This window comes from Streptomyces sp. NPDC030840, from assembly GCF_055572015.1.
The window spans coordinates 28,481-46,498 of the sequence record NZ_JBVIEE010000001.1; the positions used below are offsets into that span (position 1 = coordinate 28,481).

General features: G+C 70.4%; 16 protein-coding genes and 2 tRNA genes. 8 read left to right on the top strand and 10 right to left on the bottom strand.

Going from position 1 to position 18,018, the window contains the following annotated elements; translation table 11 throughout:
• Positions 1 to 12: 12 nt before the first annotated feature.
• Positions 13 to 2,022 (bottom strand): glycosyltransferase family 2 protein, encoded by a 2,010-nt coding sequence (locus ACZ49J_RS00135; protein WP_467450472.1) that lies wholly within the window; start codon positions 2,020 to 2,022, stop codon positions 13 to 15.
• A 475-nt stretch (positions 2,023 to 2,497) separates the two neighbouring features.
• Positions 2,498 to 2,571, bottom strand: a tRNA-Lys gene (locus ACZ49J_RS00140).
• A 250-nt stretch (positions 2,572 to 2,821) separates the two neighbouring features.
• Between ACZ49J_RS00140 and ACZ49J_RS00145 the strand changes: the two genes are divergently transcribed.
• The 5 genes from ACZ49J_RS00145 to ACZ49J_RS00165 all read left to right on the top strand — a co-directional run bounded on the left by ACZ49J_RS00145 (position 2,822) and on the right by ACZ49J_RS00165 (position 8,500).
• Positions 2,822 to 4,159 carry a peptidoglycan-binding protein gene (locus ACZ49J_RS00145; RefSeq protein WP_467450474.1) on the top strand — a complete coding sequence of 446 codons (1,338 nt, stop codon included), beginning with the start codon at positions 2,822 to 2,824 and terminating at the stop codon, positions 4,157 to 4,159.
• A gap of 160 nt (positions 4,160 to 4,319) precedes the next feature.
• Positions 4,320 to 5,465 carry an SPFH domain-containing protein gene (locus ACZ49J_RS00150; RefSeq protein WP_467450476.1) on the top strand — a complete coding sequence of 382 codons (1,146 nt, stop codon included), beginning with the start codon at positions 4,320 to 4,322 and terminating at the stop codon, positions 5,463 to 5,465.
• Positions 5,466 to 5,628: 163 nt separating this feature from the next.
• Positions 5,629 to 6,234, top strand: a complete 606-nt coding sequence (locus ACZ49J_RS00155; RefSeq protein WP_467450479.1) for a lytic polysaccharide monooxygenase auxiliary activity family 9 protein — start codon at positions 5,629 to 5,631, stop codon at positions 6,232 to 6,234.
• Between the two features lie 152 nt (positions 6,235 to 6,386).
• The gene (locus tag ACZ49J_RS00160; RefSeq protein WP_467450480.1) at positions 6,387 to 6,827 is read left to right on the top strand and encodes a hypothetical protein; all 441 of its coding nucleotides are present in this window, start codon (positions 6,387 to 6,389) and stop codon (positions 6,825 to 6,827) included.
• 26 nt (positions 6,828 to 6,853) lie between these two features.
• The gene (locus tag ACZ49J_RS00165) at positions 6,854 to 8,500 is read left to right on the top strand and encodes a long-chain-fatty-acid--CoA ligase (protein WP_467450483.1); all 1,647 of its coding nucleotides are present in this window, start codon (positions 6,854 to 6,856) and stop codon (positions 8,498 to 8,500) included.
• A 179-nt stretch (positions 8,501 to 8,679) separates the two neighbouring features.
• Here the strand turns inward: ACZ49J_RS00165 and ACZ49J_RS00170 are convergent.
• From ACZ49J_RS00170 to ehuB, 6 genes are all read right to left on the bottom strand, one after another.
• Positions 8,680 to 8,753 (bottom strand) — tRNA-Lys (locus tag ACZ49J_RS00170).
• Between the two features lie 117 nt (positions 8,754 to 8,870).
• On the bottom strand, positions 8,871 to 9,629 hold the full coding sequence (locus tag ACZ49J_RS00175) for an IclR family transcriptional regulator (protein WP_467450484.1): 759 nt from the start codon (positions 9,627 to 9,629) through the stop codon (positions 8,871 to 8,873).
• A gap of 214 nt (positions 9,630 to 9,843) precedes the next feature.
• On the bottom strand, positions 9,844 to 10,620 hold the full coding sequence (gene ehuA / locus ACZ49J_RS00180) for an ectoine/hydroxyectoine ABC transporter ATP-binding protein EhuA (RefSeq protein ID WP_467450485.1): 777 nt from the start codon (positions 10,618 to 10,620) through the stop codon (positions 9,844 to 9,846).
• A gap of 10 nt (positions 10,621 to 10,630) precedes the next feature.
• Entirely contained in the window at positions 10,631 to 11,281 is a 651-nt protein-coding gene (ehuD, locus tag ACZ49J_RS00185) for an ectoine/hydroxyectoine ABC transporter permease subunit EhuD (protein ID WP_467450486.1), read from the bottom strand.
• Positions 11,281 to 12,021, bottom strand: a complete 741-nt coding sequence (ehuC, locus tag ACZ49J_RS00190; protein WP_467450487.1) for an ectoine/hydroxyectoine ABC transporter permease subunit EhuC — start codon at positions 12,019 to 12,021, stop codon at positions 11,281 to 11,283. The genes ehuD and ehuC overlap by 1 nt, the downstream gene beginning before the upstream one ends.
• Entirely contained in the window at positions 12,018 to 12,962 is a 945-nt protein-coding gene (gene ehuB, locus ACZ49J_RS00195; protein WP_467450490.1) for an ectoine/hydroxyectoine ABC transporter substrate-binding protein EhuB, read from the bottom strand. The genes ehuC and ehuB overlap by 4 nt, the downstream gene beginning before the upstream one ends.
• 107 nt (positions 12,963 to 13,069) lie before the next feature.
• On the opposite strand from ehuB, the gene ACZ49J_RS00200 reads away from it, so the two are divergent.
• Positions 13,070 to 13,567, top strand: coding sequence for a DUF3830 family protein (locus ACZ49J_RS00200; protein ID WP_467450492.1), 498 nt, complete (start codon positions 13,070 to 13,072; stop codon positions 13,565 to 13,567).
• Positions 13,568 to 13,830: 263 nt separating this feature from the next.
• Here the strand turns inward: ACZ49J_RS00200 and ACZ49J_RS00205 are convergent, their stop codons facing one another.
• Both ACZ49J_RS00205 and ACZ49J_RS00210 read right to left on the bottom strand, forming a co-directional pair.
• Positions 13,831 to 15,231 carry an amidase gene (locus tag ACZ49J_RS00205; RefSeq protein ID WP_467450495.1) on the bottom strand — a complete coding sequence of 467 codons (1,401 nt, stop codon included), beginning with the start codon at positions 15,229 to 15,231 and terminating at the stop codon, positions 13,831 to 13,833.
• Between the two features lie 28 nt (positions 15,232 to 15,259).
• Positions 15,260 to 16,207, bottom strand: coding sequence for a D-2-hydroxyacid dehydrogenase (locus ACZ49J_RS00210; RefSeq protein WP_467450496.1), 948 nt, complete (start codon positions 16,205 to 16,207; stop codon positions 15,260 to 15,262).
• Between the two features lie 288 nt (positions 16,208 to 16,495).
• Between ACZ49J_RS00210 and ACZ49J_RS00215 the strand changes: the two genes are divergently transcribed.
• Together ACZ49J_RS00215 and ACZ49J_RS00220 are read left to right on the top strand one after the other, a co-directional pair.
• A complete protein-coding gene (locus tag ACZ49J_RS00215) occupies positions 16,496 to 17,290 on the top strand; it encodes a maleate cis-trans isomerase family protein (protein ID WP_467450500.1) in 795 nt (264 codons plus the stop codon).
• Positions 17,287 to 18,018 carry a maleate cis-trans isomerase family protein gene (locus ACZ49J_RS00220; protein WP_467450501.1) on the top strand — a complete coding sequence of 244 codons (732 nt, stop codon included), beginning with the start codon at positions 17,287 to 17,289 and terminating at the stop codon, positions 18,016 to 18,018. Before ACZ49J_RS00215 ends, ACZ49J_RS00220 begins: the two co-directional genes overlap by 4 nt.

Genomic DNA, 18,018 nt, shown 5'->3' on the forward strand with positions numbered 1-18,018 from the left:
GCTGCGAAGCCGCTAGTAATCGGAGCCCCCGGGGTGATGCCGCCGTCCCCCAAGGGCGATCTGCATGGTCTGGTCGTTGCCCCCGTTCGTGGCCGCCCAGCTCGGCTTGTGCTGCGGTGCGTGCTCCCCGTGCGGTGGGTGACCGGCGTGCGGCGCCTGTCCCGCGTGCGGGGCGGCCTGGGCCGGCAACGGCTGTGCCGACGTCACGGCGCCCTGCGCCCCGGCGGCCGGGGCCGCCTGCTTCTTGGCGTCCTGCCGCATCTGCCAGCGCCAGGCGAACATCGGCGAGGCGGTGATCAGCAGCGCGAACGACGCCCAGATGATCATCGCGGGGTGGGAGTGGCCGAAGTAGAAGCCGGCCCCGATCGAGGCGCCGAAGATCGCGATGAAGTACCAGTGGTAGCGGAAGGTCCCGAACCAGGTGTCCGGGCTCGCCGAGTCGCCCTTGGGGGTGACGACGAACTTGCTCTTGCGGCGCAGTACGGAGTCGATCAGGGCCTTCGCGTAGAGCGGCGCCGACAGCGCGGACATGATCATGCCGGCCACACCGCCGGAGCCCTCCGGCTCGTGCGGCGAGACGTTGTGGCGGCGGTTCCAGATGTACAGGCCGATCTGCAGCGCCGAGGCGTTGCCGTACAGCATCAGCCAGACCGTCGGGTCGATGTTCACACCCGAGGCGCCCAGGCCCAGGAACAGCGCACAACTGAGCGCCGCCAGAATCCAGTTCAGGGCCGACATCGGGTAGAAGATGATCATCATCGTGTAGTTGAAGAGCTTGCTCGGCGGCAGCGAGTACCAGCCCTTCCAGTACTGCTTGAGGATCGTCTCGTACGTACCCCGCGACCAGCGCATCTGCTGGGTGAAGAAGTCCGTCCAGGCGTTGGGGCCCTCACCGACGGCGAGCACGTCCGGGGTGTAGACCGAGCGCCACTTCCGGCCCGTCGCCGGGTTCTTGTGGCGGTGGATCTCGAAGCCCGTGGCCATGTCCTCGGTGATCGAGTCGTACAGCCCGCCGATCTGCTTCAGCGCCTTGATGCGTACGGCGTTGGAGGTGCCCACGAACATCGGGGCGCCGTAGCGGTTGCCCGCGCGCTGGATCAGCGCGTGGAAGAGGAACTGCTGCGACTCGGCGGACTTGGTGATGGGGTTGTCGTAGTTGCCGTACACCTGCGGGCCGATGACGAAGCCCACGTCCGGGTCGCGGAAGAAACCGAGCATCCGCTCCAGGTAGTTGGGCAGCGGCACGTGGTCGGTGTCGACCGAGGCGAAGAAGTCGTAGTCGTCGCCGTGCGCGTCCAGCCAGGCGTTGTAGTTGCCGTGCTTGGTCTTGGCGCGGTGCGGGCCCTTGGGCTGGTTCCACTTCGCGATGCCCTTGCGGGAGAAGTGGTGCACACCGAGGCGCTCGCAGACCGCCTTCACCTCGGGGTCGTCGCCCTCGTCCAGGAGCCAGACGTGCATGAGCCCGCGGTGGCGGATCTTCACCGCGGCCTGAAGCGTCTTCGTCACCATCTCCAGCGGCTCCTTGCCGGGCACGAAGGAGGTGAGGAAGGCGACTCTGGTGCCGACCTCGGGCACCACCGGGACCGGGTCGCGGGCGACCAGGGTGGCGTGCGCGTTCGACAGCACGTTCATGCAGCGGAAGAACTCGATCAGGCCGATCGAGACCAGCATCACGATGTCGAGCGCCGGCAGGAAGTCGTAGGCGGGGTAGTCCCGTTCGGTCCAGTGCTCGGGCTGCAGCAGCCAGAACAGCAGGACCAGGGAGAGCACCGGAGCCGCGGCCAGCATCAGGGCGACCCGGATGCGGTGCGGCTCCTGCGAGATCAGGGAGCGGTACTGCACCGTGTACGGCTTGGTCGGATCCGGTTGCGTGAGGGGGCCCGCGAGCCGGCTGTAGTGCTCGTAGTCGTATCTGGGCAGGGTCTTCTTGATCCTGCGAAAGCTGCCCGTCCGATGTGACGGCACCCTGAGCTGGGTGGTTTCGGACGGGTCGAAGTTCTGCCGGGCGCCCGTCGGCGTCATGAGTCATCCCCCCGCACACACGATCGTGTGTGTTCGTCGGTTCTCCGCCCGGTTCGAGTCCCCCTCGACCGTTCCCGGACGTGTCAGTGGTAGGCCTGCGTCCCCACGTCATCTACACCTTATAGACACGGGAGGTCGACCTTCCGGTTGCATGATGCCCCCTCGGCATCCGTCCTCGAACGGGGGCCCCTACTCCCCGCTGCGGCCGGACCCGGCTCAGCCCCCCAGCTGCCGTGTATCCGCAGTCTCTTACGGCCCAGGGTTCTACGGTGTTCATCTTGATCGCAAGATGCGAAACGCGCTGTTTACTGGTCATACGGGCACATTGGTGTGCGGTAATGCGCACTTTCGGGCGTAACCGCGCTCGATTGGTGACGTCGGCATAGGTGCACCGGGGCGCCCCGTCCACCGTCACGCCCGTCCGCCGGTGAACGACGGAGAGGCCCCTCGCCGCGCGAGGGGCCTCTCCGGTCGGTGCGCCGCCAGGGACTCGAACCCCGGACCCGCTGATTAAGAGTCAGCTGCTCTAACCAACTGAGCTAGCGGCGCCTGCTGACCCGGAGAACTCTACCCGACCCGGAGGGCTGCTTCCGACCCGATGGCCCGCGCGGCCTGTTCCCCGGCGGGCGCCGCCCCGGAACATCGGCCGGCTACCCGCTTCCGGAACCCCGGGAGTCCCTCATTCGGTGGCACGCGTACATCGTTTGGACCGTCAACATGCGACATCCGATGACGGTTGCGAAACTTGCGATCATGCGGCAACGCAGGAACAACCAGCCGGCAGGCGGAAGGGAAGCGCATGGGAACCCCGGTATTCGAGGAATTCGATCCCGCGAGTGACTGCGAATGCCCCGGGTGTGCGCAATGGCGGCGGGCCGTACCGCTTTCCCGGGCGCCGGGCGGTGCCGTCCGTCCGACGGCGCGGCACGCCCTCGTGCTGGCCGCCGCGGCGGGCACGGCACTTGGCACGGGGCACGCCGTACCGGCGGTCGCGGCCACCCACGGGCCCGCCGTCCCGGGCGTTCCCGCAGATGACGGGCCTGACACGCCCCAGGGACCGGAGGCGCCGCTGCACGGTGCGACGGGGCAGCCGACGCCCGAAGACCCGCCCTCGGACACCGCCGGAGTTCCCTCGATCACCCGCGCGGAGATCATCAACCGGGCCAAACGGTGGGTCGCCGCGCAAGTCCCGTACAGCATGACCTCGTACTGGTCGGACGGCTACCGGCAGGACTGCTCGGGTTTTGTCTCCATGGCCTGGAAGCTGGGCCGGAACGAATGGACGGGCAGTCTCGGCAAATACGGCGTGCGCATTTCCAAGCAGGAACTCCAGCCGGGTGACATGCTTCTCTTCCACAATCCGGCCGACCCCCAGAACGGCTCGCACGTGGTCATTTTCGGCGGCTGGACGGACTCCACGCGCGCCTATTACGTGGCCTACGAGTCGACCCGCCCGCACGCCCGCAGGAAGGTGACGCCGTACGCGTACTGGAAGAACTCGAGCCGCTATGTGCCGTACCGCTACAAGGGGGTGGCGGCGGGGAGCGCGGGGGCGGAGCCGCAGGAGGTGGGCGCGGCCGACGAGTACCCCGGAGCGGTGTACTTCGGACCGGGCGCGAACAACCCGTACGTCACCCGGTTGGGGCGCATGCTCGTGACGCGCGGCGCGTCACGCTTCTACACCACCGGTCCCGGGCCCGTCTGGACGGAGGCGGACCGCAGGGCCACCCGCGCGTTCCAGCAGGCGCAGGGGTGGAGCGGTGCGGACGCGGACGGGCTGCCGGGGCCTACGACGTGGGAGTACCTGGTCGGAGGGCTGGGGCGGGACGTTCCGGCGGCGCAGAGCGGGGGCGCGGGCGGGCAACCGCAGGCGCCGGGTCCCACCCCCTCGCACGGAGCCGGCGGCTACCCGGGGCGCGGGATGTTCCGGCCCGGGGCGAACAACCCGTATGTCACCGAGCTGGGGCGGCAGTTGGTGCGGAAGGGGTTCGGCAAGCACTACGCCGTGGGCCCGGGACCGCGCTGGACGGAGGCGGACCGGCGGAACGTGGAGGCGTTCCAGCGGGCCCAGGGATGGCGCGGCGGGGCGGCCGACGGCTATCCGGGGCCGGAGACGTGGCGGCGCCTGTTCTCCTGACGGGGCTCCTCGCCGCACTCGTTGTCCTTCACGGTTCTGTCCGCGGTTCTGTCAGCAGTCCCATCCGCGGTCCCATCCGCAGTCCCATCTGCGGTTCTTCCTGCGGTTCTTCCTGTGATTTTTTTTGCGGTTCTTCCTGCGCGGAGGCATGGAGGCGCACATGACGACGACCATTTCGCAGACGCCGGAGCCCGAGAGGGTCACCCGCCCGGCCCGGCTCATCCAGAACGAGGCCACCACCGAGATCCCCGTGCACCTGCTGTTCCGGGACGACGTCGACCCGGTGGCCGTGCCGCTCGCGCCCACGGTCGTGGGGCGGCGCCGGGGGACCGGGGAGCAGCCGCGGGTCCGGGAGGGCCTGCCCGGAACGGTGCGGCCGCGGCCCGCGCCCGAAGTCGACCCCGACCTGGTCGAGCGGCCCGCACGGGTGCTGCCCGGAGTGGCCGGGGTGCTGGCCGGGACGTGTGGGGTGGCCGGATGTGTCCTCACCTCGTGGTGGGCCGGGGTGCTGCCGAAGGCCGTACTGGCCGCCGCCGGGCTGCCGGAGTCGCCGGACGCCGGGCTCGGTCCGGCGCTGTGGGCCGCGTACACCGGAGCCGGCGCGCTCGGACTGTTCGGGTTCGGCGGGCTGGCGCGGGGCCGGACCGGACGGGCCTGGGTGCTCGGGCTGTTCGGGCGGTACCGGGGGACCGTACGGCGCACGGGGCTCATGTGGATCAACCCGCTGGTGCTGCGCCGCCGGGTCGACGTACGGCTGCGGCACTGGCGCAGCGAGCCGATGCCGGCGGTCGACGCGAACGGGGTCGCGCTGCGGGTCGTCGTCCGCGTCGCCTGGCGGGTCAAGGACACCGCGCGGGCCGTGCTCGGGATCGAGGACCACGAGCAGTACCTGCGCGAGTGCGTGGAGGCCGCGCTGTCCCGGGTGCTCTCCCGGCTCCCGGCCGACGTGCCGCCCACCGCCCTCGTCAAGGACGCGACCCTGCGCAACACCGACGCGGTGAGCGAGTCGCTGACCCGGCTCGTGGCGGCGGAGACGGCGCCCGTGGGCCTGGAGGTGTTCTCCGTCCAGCCGACCCGGATCGAGTACGCCCCCGAGGTGGCCGCCGTCATGCAGCGCCGCCGGATCGCCGCGCTCGACGCCCAGCACCGCGCCACGGTGCTCTCCTCGGTCGTCGACTCGGTCGAGGACACCGTGACCCGGCTGACCATGCGTGGCCTGGTCGACCTGGACGACTACGAGCGCAAGGCGCTGGTGAAGGACCTCACGGTGGCGTTCTGCACGGGACGGCGGGAAGTGTCGCCCTGATTGCCCCCCGAATTGGTATGGACATGTTCAACCGTCGGTCATAATCTGAGACTTGGTCTAGACCTGAAATCCGTACGCGTCCCACACGCGTACACGCACTCCCCACCGCATCGCGATGCGCACGCACGGCTCACGGAACTCCCCACGTCTCCAGGAGCACAGCATGCGTCAGAAGACCAAGTGGTACGCGGCCGCGGTCGGTCTCGCCACGACGGGAGCACTCGTGCTCTCCAGCGGCGGCGCCTCCGGCCACGGCTACACCGACCTCCCCGTCAGCCGGCAGAAGCTCTGCCAGAACGGCACCGTCACGGGCTGCGGCGACATCCAGTGGGAGCCGCAGAGCGTCGAGGGCCCGAAGGGCTTCCCGGCCTCCGGACCGGCCGACGGGCAACTCTGCTCCGGCGGGGTCGGCCGGTTCGGCCAGCTCAACTCGGCCACCAGGCCGGGTGGCGGGGCCTGGCCGACGACCAGGGTGACGGGCGGACAGAACTACACGTTCCGCTGGCAGTTCACCGCCATGCACGCCACCACCGACTTCAAGTACTACGTCACCAAGCAGGGCTGGAACCAGAACCACGCGCTGGCCCGCTCGGACCTCAACCTCACCCCGTTCTTCACGGTCCCGTACAACGGCCAGCGCCCGCCGTCCACGCTCTCCCACACCGGGAGGCTGCCGTCCGGTCTGAGCGGCCACCACGTCATCCTCGCCGTGTGGACCATCGCCGACACGGGCAACGCGTTCTACGCCTGCTCGGACGTCACGTTCTGATCCGGCGCGGGTAGGGCTCGCGTGCGCCGGAACCACGAGCTCCGGCGCACGTGCCCAGTTCTGAGCGTCTCTTGAGGAGATCGCGTACCTGGCGCGGGTACGTTCCCCCACACGCCGCCGATCATGGCGGCACGGAACACCGGGGGACGCACATGGAACTCCTTCTGCTGCTGGTGCCGGCGCTGATGATCGCCCTCGTCGTGTTCGCGGCGGTCAAGGTGATCGGCCGGTCCCGGGAGGTCAGGCGGGCCTGGGACAGCGGGCTGACCGCCGAGGCGCGCTGCCTGCGGACGTACACGACGACCAGCGGCGGGGGAGACACCGCCGTGCGGACGACCCTGCACCACGTCTACGAGTTCATGACGTGGGACGGCCGCGTCATCCGGTTCGACGAGGCGCACGGGCCGTCGACGCGGGTCGAGGGCGACATCGTCATCGTGCACTACACGGCGGACCGTCCGGACCGGGCGACGGCCCACGCGCCGAACCGTGCCCGGAGCGCGGTGGGCACCGGACTGGTGCTGGGCTGCCTGGGTGTCGTGCTCCTCTTCGCCCTCTTCTTCGTCCTGGTCGTTCTCGCCCTCGCCTTCTGACGACCAGTCAGTTACCGTGCGCCTCCATGGAGTCCAGGAGGCGCACGGTCGCGGAACTCGTCGCCGCCCGCTGGGGCGACCATCGGCCGGGACTGTGGTTCGAGGACCGGGTGATCAGCCAGCACGAGATGGCCGCCGGGGCCGCGGCGCGGGCGGCGCTGCTGGCCGATCTGCTGCCACCGGGGGCCGAGCCGCACGTGGGCGTGCTGCTCGACAACACCCCCGAGTACCCGCTGTGGATCGCCGCGGCGGCGCTGTCCGGTGCCGCCGTCGCCGGCATCAACCCCACCCGCAGGGGCCCGGAGCTGGCCCGCGACATCCTGCACACCGACTGCCGGGTCCTCGTCACCGAGCGGACCCACCTCCCGCTGCTCGACGGGCTCGTCCTGCCGGGAGTCCGGCTGCTGGTGACCGGCACGCAGGAGTACGAGGACCTGCTCGCGCCGTACGCCGACGCCGAGCCGGACCCGACCCGGGCCGGACCCGAGGACCGCCTCCTCCTCTACTTCACCTCCGGCTCGACCGGCGCACCCAAGGCCGCGATCTGCTCCCAGGGGCGGCTCGCGGCGGCCGGGCGTTCGCTGGTGGACCACTTCGGGGTGCGACCGGACGACGTGCACTACGTCTGCATGCCGATGTTCCACGGCAACGCGGTGATCGCCGACTGGGCGCCCGCCCTCGCGGCGGGCGCCGGGGTCGCGCTGCGGCGGCGGTTCTCGGCGTCGCGGTTCCTGGACGACGTACGGGTGTACGGGGCGACGTACTTCACCTACGTCGGGCGGGCCGTGCAGTACATCCTGGCCACCGAGCCGCGCCCCGACGACCGGGATCACGCGCTGCGGCTGGGCTTCGGGACGGAGGCGGGCGCGGTGGACGCGGCGGCCTTCGAGGAGCGTTTCGGGGTGCGGCTCGTGGAGGGCTACGGCTCCTCCGAGGGCGGGGCCGCCATCCAGCGGACGCCCGGCACTCCGGCGGGCGCGATCGGGCGGGCGGCACCCGGGGACGACCTGGCGGTGGTGGACCCGGTGACGCGTGCGGAGTGCCCGCCTGCCGTGTTCGACGCGGACGGGCGCCTCCTCAACGGGGACGAGGCGATAGGCGAGCTGGTGAACCGCGGGCCCAACCCCTTCGAGGGCTACTGGCGCAACCCCGAGGCGGACGCTGCACGGACCAGGGACGGCTGGTACTGGACGGGCGACCTCTTCTACCGAGACGCCGCAGGCTTCCTGTACTTCGCCGGCCGCACCGACGACCGCCTCCGCGTCGACAGCGAGAACCTGGCCGCCGCGATGATCGAGAACATCCTCGCCCGGTACGACGGCGCGGACGCGGTCGCCGTGTACGCGGTGCCCGATCCGGTTGCCGGTGACCAGGTGATGGCGACGCTCGCCGGCACCTTCGACCCGCTCGCCTTCGACGCGTTCCTGCGGGCCCAGCCCGACCTCGGGACCAAGATGGCGCCGCGGTTCGTCCGGGTCGTGGAGCGGATGCCCGCCACGGCCACGAACAAGATCCACCGGGTACGGCTGCGGCGCGAGGGCTTCCAGTGCCCGGACCCGGTGTGGTGGCGACCGCCGGGCCAGTCCGCGTACCGGCTGCTGGACGCGGAGGACGTGGCCGGGCTGGTGGCGGAGTACCGGCTGCGGGGGAGGCAGGAGCTGCTGGCCCGGTAACGGAAGGGCCGGGTAACGGAAGACCGGGTAACGGAAGGAGCCCCTCGCTTTCGCGAGGGGCTCGTCAGTGCAGGGGGTGTGGGTGGCGGAGCCCCCACAACGCGCGGCGAAGCCGCGCAGTAACGACGATGGCGAGGTACGTTCGCGCTTTTCGCGAACGTACCTCGCCATCGTCATCGTGCGCCGCCAGGGACTCGAACCCCGGACCCGCTGATTAAGAGTCAGCTGCTCTAACCAACTGAGCTAGCGGCGCAGACTCTGTCGCTTTCCGCTCCCGCGGCTGGCGACAAAAGAAATACTACCTGGTCCGACGGGGTGCTCCTGACCGCTTCCAAACGTGACCTGCGTCTCCTCCCCCTCGGCCCGATTCCTAGAGCGCCAGCGACAGCAGCACCGGTGCCGCGCCCCGGTTCAGGGTGTCCGCCGCCTGCTTCAGCCGGTGTGCGTGCTCGACCGGCAGGGACAGTGCCAGGCAGCCGACGGAGGAGCCCGCGGTGATGGGGACGGCCGCGCAGACCGTGCCCACCGCGTACTCCTGGAGGTCGAGTACCGGCACTGTGGGTGTCTGGGCGTCCAGCTTGCTCAGCAGCACCTTCTCGTTGGTGATCGTGCGGGAGGTGAGGCGGGCGGGCCGGTGCCGGGAGAGGTGGTCCCGGCGGGCGTTCACATCGAGCTGGCCCAGCAGGCTCTTGCCGATCGCGCTGGCGTGGCCGGAGGAACGGAAGTCCACCCACTCGTGGACGGCCGGGGTGGCCGGGCTCTGGGCGCAGCCGGTGATGTCGATCTCGCCGTCGACGTACCGGCTGATGTAGACGGCGGCGCCCAGTGAGTCGCGCAGCCGGTCGAGCGTGTGCTGGAGCTTGTCGCGCAGGGCCCGGTCACGGTCGCGGGCGGAACCGAGGCGGCTCAGGGCCTCCCCGGTCACGTACGCACCGTCGGTGATCTGCTCGATGTATCCCTCACGCCGCAGCATCCGCAGGAGGGAGGTCAGCCGCTCCCTGCCGAGGCCGGTATGGCGTGCGAGTTCGGCGTCGGTGACGCCGGCGGAGCGCCGTGCCACGGTCTCCAGGACGCGCAGGGCGTCCTGGGCCGAGTGGTACGGCGCGGTCGGCTCGTGCTTGAGCGCCACGGTTCCCCCTGCGCTTCTCGGGCCGGTTTCTGGACAGCGAAGCGGCGCTTGCCGTTGTCCACGATACGGCCCAAGAAGCGTGGGCGGAGGGGTTGTTCACGAGAAAGTTTGCGCACCACCGGGGCTCCCAACAGGGCCGCCAGCACTCTGGCATATGCCAGAGTCACGACCCATCCGTTGTGACCTGGGGTGTTGAGTCGCTTACCTCGCGTAATCAGAGAACCGCGCCGAGGAATTCCCGCGTTCGTTCGTGCTCGGGATCGCCGAAGATCTTCTCCGGCGGCCCGGACTCGATCACATGGCCGGAATCGAACATGAGAACCTGATCCGAGATGTCCCGGGCGAAGTTCATCTCGTGGGTCACGCACAGCATCGTGATGTCCGTGGTGCGGGCGATGTCACGGAGCAGGTCGAGCACCCCCGCGACCAGCTCGGGGTCGAGTGCCGAGGTCACCTCGTCGAGCAGCAGGACCTGCGGCCGCATGGCCAGCGCCCGTGCGATCGCCACCCGCTGCTGCTGCCCGCCGGACAGCTGCGTCGGATAGGCGTCGCACTTGTCGGCGAGGCCCACCATCTCCAGCAGCTCGCGGGCCCGCTGCTCGGCCTCGTCCTTGGACAGGCCGAGGACGGTGACCGGGGCCTCGGTGATGTTGCGCAGGACCTTCATGTTCGGGAACAGGTTGAACTGCTGGAAGACCATCCCGATCTTCTTGCGGACCTCACGGACCTGCTTCTCGTCCGCCGGGAAGAGCTGGTCCCCGGCGACCGTGATCGTGCCCTCGTCGGGCTTCAGCAAGGTCATCAGCAGCCGCAGGATCGTGGTCTTGCCCGAGCCCGACGGCCCGATCAGCGTGACGTGCTTGCCCGCGTCCACGGAGAAGTCGAGGTTGTCGAGGACCGTGTTGCTCCCGAACCGCTTGGTGACGTGGTCGAAGCGGATCAACTCACTGCCGTCCACCGGGGGATTGGCGTTGGCGTCGGGTTGCTTCATCAGGGGTGTGTCAGCGGACAAGGCGTCGCTCCAGTGTTCGCAGAAGGACGGAGGCCAGGTAGGAGATGAGGATGAAGGCCACACCGATGACCGTGAGGGGCTCGGTGAACCGGAAGGTCTGCTGGGCGAACAGCCGTGCCTCGCCGAGCATGTCCAGCACCGTGATCGCCATCAGCATCGGGGTGTCCTTGAGCATCGAGATCACGTAGTTGCCGAGCGCGGGCACCACCCGGCGGACCGCCTGGGGCAGGATCACCGCCGTCCACGTGCGCCGCAGCGGCAGGTTCAGTGCCGTGGCCGCCTCCCACTGGCCCGGGGGCACCGCCTCGATGCCGGCCCGGTAGACCTGCATCGTGTACGTCGAGTAGTGCAGCCCGATCGCGACGACACCGGTGGTCAGCGCGGAGAACGTGATGTTCCACTCGGGCAGCACGTAGAAGAGGAAGAACAGCTGCACCAGCAGGGGGGTGTTCCGGACGAACTCGGTGACCACCCCGACCGGCCAGCGCACGAACCGGCTCGGCGTCCGCATCAGCAGCGCCCAGACCAGGCCGAGCACGAAGGAGATGACCGAGCCGAGGGCGAGGGCCTGCAGGGTGACCAGCAGACCGTCCCAGAAGTGCGGCATGAAGTCGGCGACCGCGCCCCAGTCCCACTGCATCACGAACCACCTCCGCTGTCACCGGCGCCGGCGCCCGCGACGGCGCCCGCGCCCTGAGGCACGAGCACCGGCGGCTCGACCTTCTTCTGCGGCGCCTTGCCGACGCCCGCCTTGAGCCGCCGCTCCAGCCCACGCATGCCCCGCGTCAGCAGGAACGCGATCACGAAGTAGATCAGCAGGATGTACGTGTAGATGCCGGCGCTCTCCTGAAGGGCCAGCCGGACCAGGTTGCCGCTGAACGCCAGGTCGCCCATGCCCATGACGGACACCAGCGCGGTGCCCTTGAGCAGCTCGACCAGCAGGTTCGAGAACGGCGGGATCATCTCCGGCACCGCCTGCGGCAGCAGGATCAGCCGCATCCGCTGCCACGGTGTGAAGCTCAGCGCGATGCCGCCCTCACGCTGCGCCGGATCCACCGAGTTCAGGGCGCCGCGCACGATCTCCGCGCCGTACGCCCCGTACGTCAGGCCGAGTGCCAGCGTGCCCGCCCACATCGGCACCAGCTGCCAGCCGAACGCGGGCGGCAGCACGAAGAACACCCAGAAGATCATGATCAGCGCGGAGGTGCCGCGGAACACCTCGGTGTAGAAGCCCGCGAGGAAGCGGACGATCCACAGCCGGTGGGTGCGCGCGATGCCGACGGCGAAGGACACGGCGGTCGCCAGCACGGCGCTGAACACGAGCAGTTGGACGGTGACCCAGATGCCCTTGAGTACGAGTTCCCAGAGTCCCGATGTCATCCGCGACAGAGCTCCTTCGCGGTCAGGTCGGTCATCTCGTCCTTGGTGAAGCCGAAGGGCTTGAGGATGCGGAACAGCTCACCGCTCTCCTTCAGCTTCCGCAGCTCCGCGTTGAAGGCGTCACGCAGCTTCGTCTCGGTCGGCCGGAAGGCGAACCCCCCGCCGTCCACATGCGGCTTCCCGTCGACGAGCGGCGCGAACGGCTCGGTGGCCTCGGCCTTCGAGGACTTCTTCACGACCTCGCGGACGGTGAGCGCCGTACCCGCGAACACGTCGACCCGCCCCGCCTCCACGGCGTTCAGGCCGGCGACCTGGTCGGGCACGATCAGGATGTCGCTCTCCTTGTAGCCCGCCCCGACGGCGTACTCGATCTCGGCGTACCCCGTCCCGGTGGCGAACTTCGCCTTCTTCTCGACGACGTCCTTGTAGTCGTGCAGCCCTTTGGGATTCCCCTTCCGCACGATGAAGGCATCCTTCATCTGGTAGTCCGGATCGGAGAAGATCACCTGCTCGCAGCGCTCCGGGTTGATGTACATCCCGGCCGACACGACGTCGAACTGCTGCGAGTTGAGCCCGGGTATGAGCGAGCCGAACTCGGTGGGCACCGGCTGGACGCTGTCGACGCCGAGCCGCTTGAAGATGACCCTGGCCAACTCGGGCGCCTCGCCCGTCAGCTGACCGTCCGTGTCGATGTAGCCGAAGGGGATCTCGCCCGCGATGCCGAGCCGGGCGACCCCCTGTGCCCGGAGCCGGTCGAGCAGTTCGCCGCCCTCGACACCGGCCGCCGCGGTCGGTACCCGGCTGCATCCGGCGGCGCCCAGCGCGCCGAACGCCGCGACGCCCGCGAGCAGCGACCTCCGGCTCGTCCCTCTTATCTCCGCCCGTTCCTTTGCGCGTTCCCTCGCGCGTCCGTCTGCGTCGTTATCACGTGGTGGAGCCATGGCCGCGCGGCTACCCCCGACCATGCGAATTATGCAGTCCGCTTTCGGCCCCGCTCCGGGGCGAGGCCCCCTTGACGGGGAGCGGCGCACGGCATGCCATGGAGTGCATGGCCGACCGCTACATCGAAGTCTCGCTGGTCAAACGGCAAGTGCACTGCACGGCGAAGCTGCTGGACGATCGGGCGCCGATCACCTGCGCCGCGGTCTGGGACGCGCTTCCGCTGGCCAATGACGTCTACCACGCCAAGTACGCGCGAAACGAGATCTATGCCCTCTTCCCGGCGTTCGCGGAAGCGGAGCCACCACTGGAGAACCCGACGGTGACCCCGATCCCCGGGGACCTGTGCTACTTCGCCTTCTCCGGCACCGAACTGGGCACCCAGGCCTACGGCTACGACCGCGACGTCCGGCCCGGTACGACGGTCGTGGACCTCGCCCTCTTCTACGAGCGCAACAACCTGCTCCTCAACGGGGACGTGGGGTGGGTGCCCGGGATCGTGTGGGGGCAGGTGGTCGAGGGGCTGGACGCGATGGCGGACGCGTGCAACGACCTGTGGAGGGCGGGGGCGCTGGGGGAGAGTCTCAGCTTCCGCCGCCTGGAGTAAGGCCCGGGTTTTCTTCGCCCCCGCCGCCCCTACCCGTCCCATCCCGGGGGCCAGCCCCCGGACCCCCGCTCCTCAAACGCCGGAGGGGCTGGATAGTGCGGGGCCGCGCCCCGCGAGGGGCGCGGGGAACTGCGCGACCAGCCCCCCACCCACCCGCACACGACTCACCTACCCCAACCGCCCCCCGGGGGGTCTGGGGGCGGAGCCCCCAGGGACAGGATGGGACGGGTAGGGGCGGCGGGGGCGAAACACCCCTTGCCGCACTACACAGACGCCCGCTCCACCCCACCCACCCCCGCCTCGTACAACGCGTGCGCCACCCGCAGCACGAGATCATCCCGATGCCGGGCGGCCACCACCTGCAACCCCACCGGCAGCCCGTCCCCGTCCACCCCCACCGGCACGGACGCCGCCGGCTGCTGCGTCATGTTGAAGGGGTACGTGAACGGAGTCCACCCGGTCCACCGCCGATGCCCCGACCCCTTCGGCACCTCCACCCCCGCCTCGAACGCGGTGATCGGCAACGTGGGCGTCACCAGCACGTCGTACGACTCGTGGAACCGCCCCATCCGCCGCCCCAGCTCCATCCGCACATCCACCGCGGCCAGATACTCCAGCGCGCTGTACCGCGCCCCGAGCGCGCAGATCTCCCTGAGCCCCGGATCCAGCAGCTCCTTCTGATGCGGCCCGAAGGGCTGGGTCACCCGCGCCGCCCCGCTGAACCACAGCACGTGGAAGGCGTCCACGGGCTCCGTCAGATCGGGATCCGTCTCCGAGACGTACGCCCCCAGCCCGGCCAGGCCCTCCACGGCCCGCCGCACCACCGCAGCGACGTCGGACCGCACGGCCACCTGCCCGCCGAGCGAGGGGGAGTACGCGACCCGCAGCCCGTGCACCCCGCCCCGCAGCCCGTCCGTGAAGGAGCCGGTCACGGGCCCGAGACCGGACCAGTCGCGCGCGTCCGGCCCGCTGATCACGTCCATCAGCAGCGCCGCGTCGGCGGCGTCCCGCGCCAGCGGCCCCACATGCGCGAGCGTGCCGAACGCGCTCGCGGGATACAGCGGCACCCGCCCGTACGTCGGCTTCAGCCCGAAGGTCCCGCAGAAGGAGGCCGGGATGCGCACGCTGCCGCCGCCGTCCGTGCCGAGCGCCAGCGGCCCGGCCCCGAGTGCCACGGCGGCCGCCGCGCCCCCGCTCGAACCACCCGCCGTGCGCGACACGTCGTACGGGTTGCGCGTCACCCCCGACAGCGGTGAGTCCGTGACGCCCTTCCAGCCGAACTCCGGGGTCGTCGTCTTGCCGAGGAACACCGCGCCGTGCTCGCGCAGCCGGGCCACGGACGGCGCGTCCTCGTCCCAGGTGCCGCCCGGGGAGATCGCTTTGGAGCCCTTCAGTGTGGGCGCGCCGCGCTGCAGCAGGATGTCCTTCACCGTCACCGGCACCCCGTCCAGCAGCCCGGCGGGCTCCCCGCGCCGCCAGCGCTCCTCCGACTCGCGCGCCCGGACGAGCGCGTCGTCCGGGTCCAGGCGCACGAAGGCGTTCACGGCGGCCTGTACGGAACGCGCCCGTTCGAGTGTCGCCCTGGCCGCTTCCACGGGGCTGAATTCGCCCTTGCGGTAGCCGTCGAGGAGTTGTACCGCGGTCAGTTCGGTGAGCTCGGTCATCCGCCCGCCCTCCGGGGAACTCGGCAGTTCAGTGTCCTGGTACGTACCCACGCTGCTTGTCGACCACGTTCAGCAGCGGTTTCCCCGCCTCCCAGAGGTCGTACAACTCGACGAACTGCGCCCCCAGCGCGTCCCGCCAGCCCACCGTGTCCCCGCTCATGTGGGGCGAGACGACCAGGCCCGGGACCTCCCACAGCGGGTCGTCCGGTGGCAGGGGCTCGCGCTCGAAGACGTCAAGGGCCGCGCCCGCGATCCACTGCTTCGACAGCGCCTCCACCAGCGCCTCCTCCACGACGAGCGGCCCCCGCCCGACGTTGACGAACCGCGCCGAGGGCTGCATGACCCCGAAGCGGCGGGCGTCGAACATGCCGTACGTCGACTCCGTCAGCGGGGCGGCCGCGATCACCCAGTCGGCGCGGGACAGCAGCCGGTCCAGGTCCTCGGGGCCGTGGATGCCGGGGCGCGCGGCCCGCCCGACCAGCGCGGCGGTGACCCCGAGGGCCTTGAGCGTGGCCGCGATGGCCTGTCCGATCGGTCCCGAGCCCACGACGACGGCTCGCGTCCCGGCCACCCGCTGCGTCTCCCGGTGCCGCCACTCGTGGGCGCGCTGGAGCTCCCCGGTGCGCGGCAGGTCCTTCGCCCAGGTCAGCACCAGCGCGGCGACGTACTCGGCGATCGGCTGGTCGAAGACGCCGCGCGCGTTGGTCACCACCGTGTCGGAGGCGGCGAGCTCCGGGCACATGAGGTGGTCCACGCCCGCGCTCGCCGTGTGCACCCAGCGCGGCCTCGGACCCGCGCCGGGCCAGGCCTCGCGCACGGCACGCGAGGTGAAGTCCCAGACGAGCAGGACATCGGCGTGCGGCAGGAGCTCGGGCAGCGCGGACTCGTCCGTGTGCACGATCCGGGTGCGCCCGGTGAGCCGGCCGAGGCGGGGTGGGGGATCGGCATCCAGGACAAGAAGGGTTTTATCGGACATCGTGGGGAAACCGTTTCGCAACGCGGGTTCGCTTCTGTTGGAGGAGGTGGGTCGCCGACGGTTCTTCGAGTGGTTCCGGCCGATTTCGGGGACGACGTTCCGGTGGGCTCCGATTGATTTCTGGTTTCGTCCGGTGCTTTCGGTGGGGCTCACGGGTGGTGAAGCGGGGGATCAAGCCGTCTGAGATGCGCGGATTGACCACGCTCGCACCCGAACCTACCTTCGTCAACACGGTCGCGGACACGGACCGTTGACCCATCGTCTCTATTCGTGAGGCCGGTGCCTGCCATGAACGTCTCCTTTCTCGGCGGACCGCGCCCCCAGCGCGGTGTCGGTGTCGTGGCCCCCTTCGACTTCGCCCTCGACCGCGAGCTGTGGCGATGGATGCCCGACGACGTCTCGCTGCATCTCACCCGCACCCCGTACGTGCCCGTCGAGGTCAGCCTCGACCTGGCGCGGCTGGTCAGCGAGCACGAGACACTCGGTGACGCGGTCCGCACGATCAACGCGATCGCGCCCGAGGTCGTCGCGTACGCCTGCGCGTCCGGCAGTTTCGTCGGCGGTGTCGCGGGCGAGCGGGCGATGTGCGAGGCGATGACGCGGGCGGGAGCGGTGCCCTCGGTCACCACCTCGGGCGCGCTCCTGGAGGCCCTGCACGAGCTGGGCGTACGCCGGCTGGCCCTGGTGACCCCGTACACCGTCTCGGTGACCCTGGCGCTGGAGGAGTACCTCGCCGAGGCGGGCATCACCGTCACCGGCCGCGCCTTCATGGGCCTGACCAGGCACATCTGGAAGGTCCCGTACCGGGCCGTGGTCGACATGGCCCGCAGGGCGGTACGCGCCCCCGCGGACGCCCTGTTCATCAGCTGTACGAACCTCCCCACCTACGACGTCATCCCGCAACTGGAGGCCGAGCTGCGCATGCCGGTGATCTCGGCCAACCAGGTGACGATGTGGGCGGCGCTGCGCCACCTGGGTACCCGAGCCGTGGGGCCCTATCAGCAGCTGCTGGACGAGTCGGCACGCCGGGGCCCCGTACTGCCGGAAGAAGAACAGCAGGAGCAGCAGGAAGGCTGGACATGACCGCACTCGGTTTCCTCTACCCGGGCCACTCCGCCGAGGACGACTACCCGCGCATCGAACAGCTCCTGGCCAGTGACATCCGCCTTCCCCTGGTCCACACGGACATCGGCGAGGACGCGCACCGCGAGGACGCGCTGCGCGAGATGGGCTCGCCGCAGCGGCTCGCCGCGGGCGTGGAGGAACTGCGCCTGTCCGGCGCCGAGGCCGTCGTCTGGGCGTGCACCTCCGGCAGCTTCGTGTACGGCTGGGAGGGCGCCCACGAGCAGGTCCGCACCCTCGCCCGTACGGCCGGTATGCCCGCGTCCTCGACCTCCTTCGCCTTCGCGCACGCGGTGGGCGAGCTGGGCGCCCGCCGGGTGGCGATCGCGGCGACGTACCCGGAGGACGTGGCGGAGCTCTTCGCGGCCTTCCTGAAGGACGCCGGGGTGGAGGTCGTCTCGGTCCGCTCCTCCGGGATCATCACGGCGGCGGAGGTCGGTACGTGGGGTGAGGAGGAGGTCCTGGCGCTGGCCCGCGCGGGCGATCACCCCGAGGCGGAGGTGGTCCTCCTTCCGGACACCGCCCTCCATACGGCGTCCCACATCCAGGCCCTGGAGGCCGCCCTGTCGAAGCCGGTCCTCACGGCGAACCAGGTCACCGTGTGGGAGGCGCTGCGGTTGGCCGACCGCCGGGTGAACGCGCCGGAACTCGGCACGCTCTTCACCAAGGAGCCGATCGTGCAGGTGTGA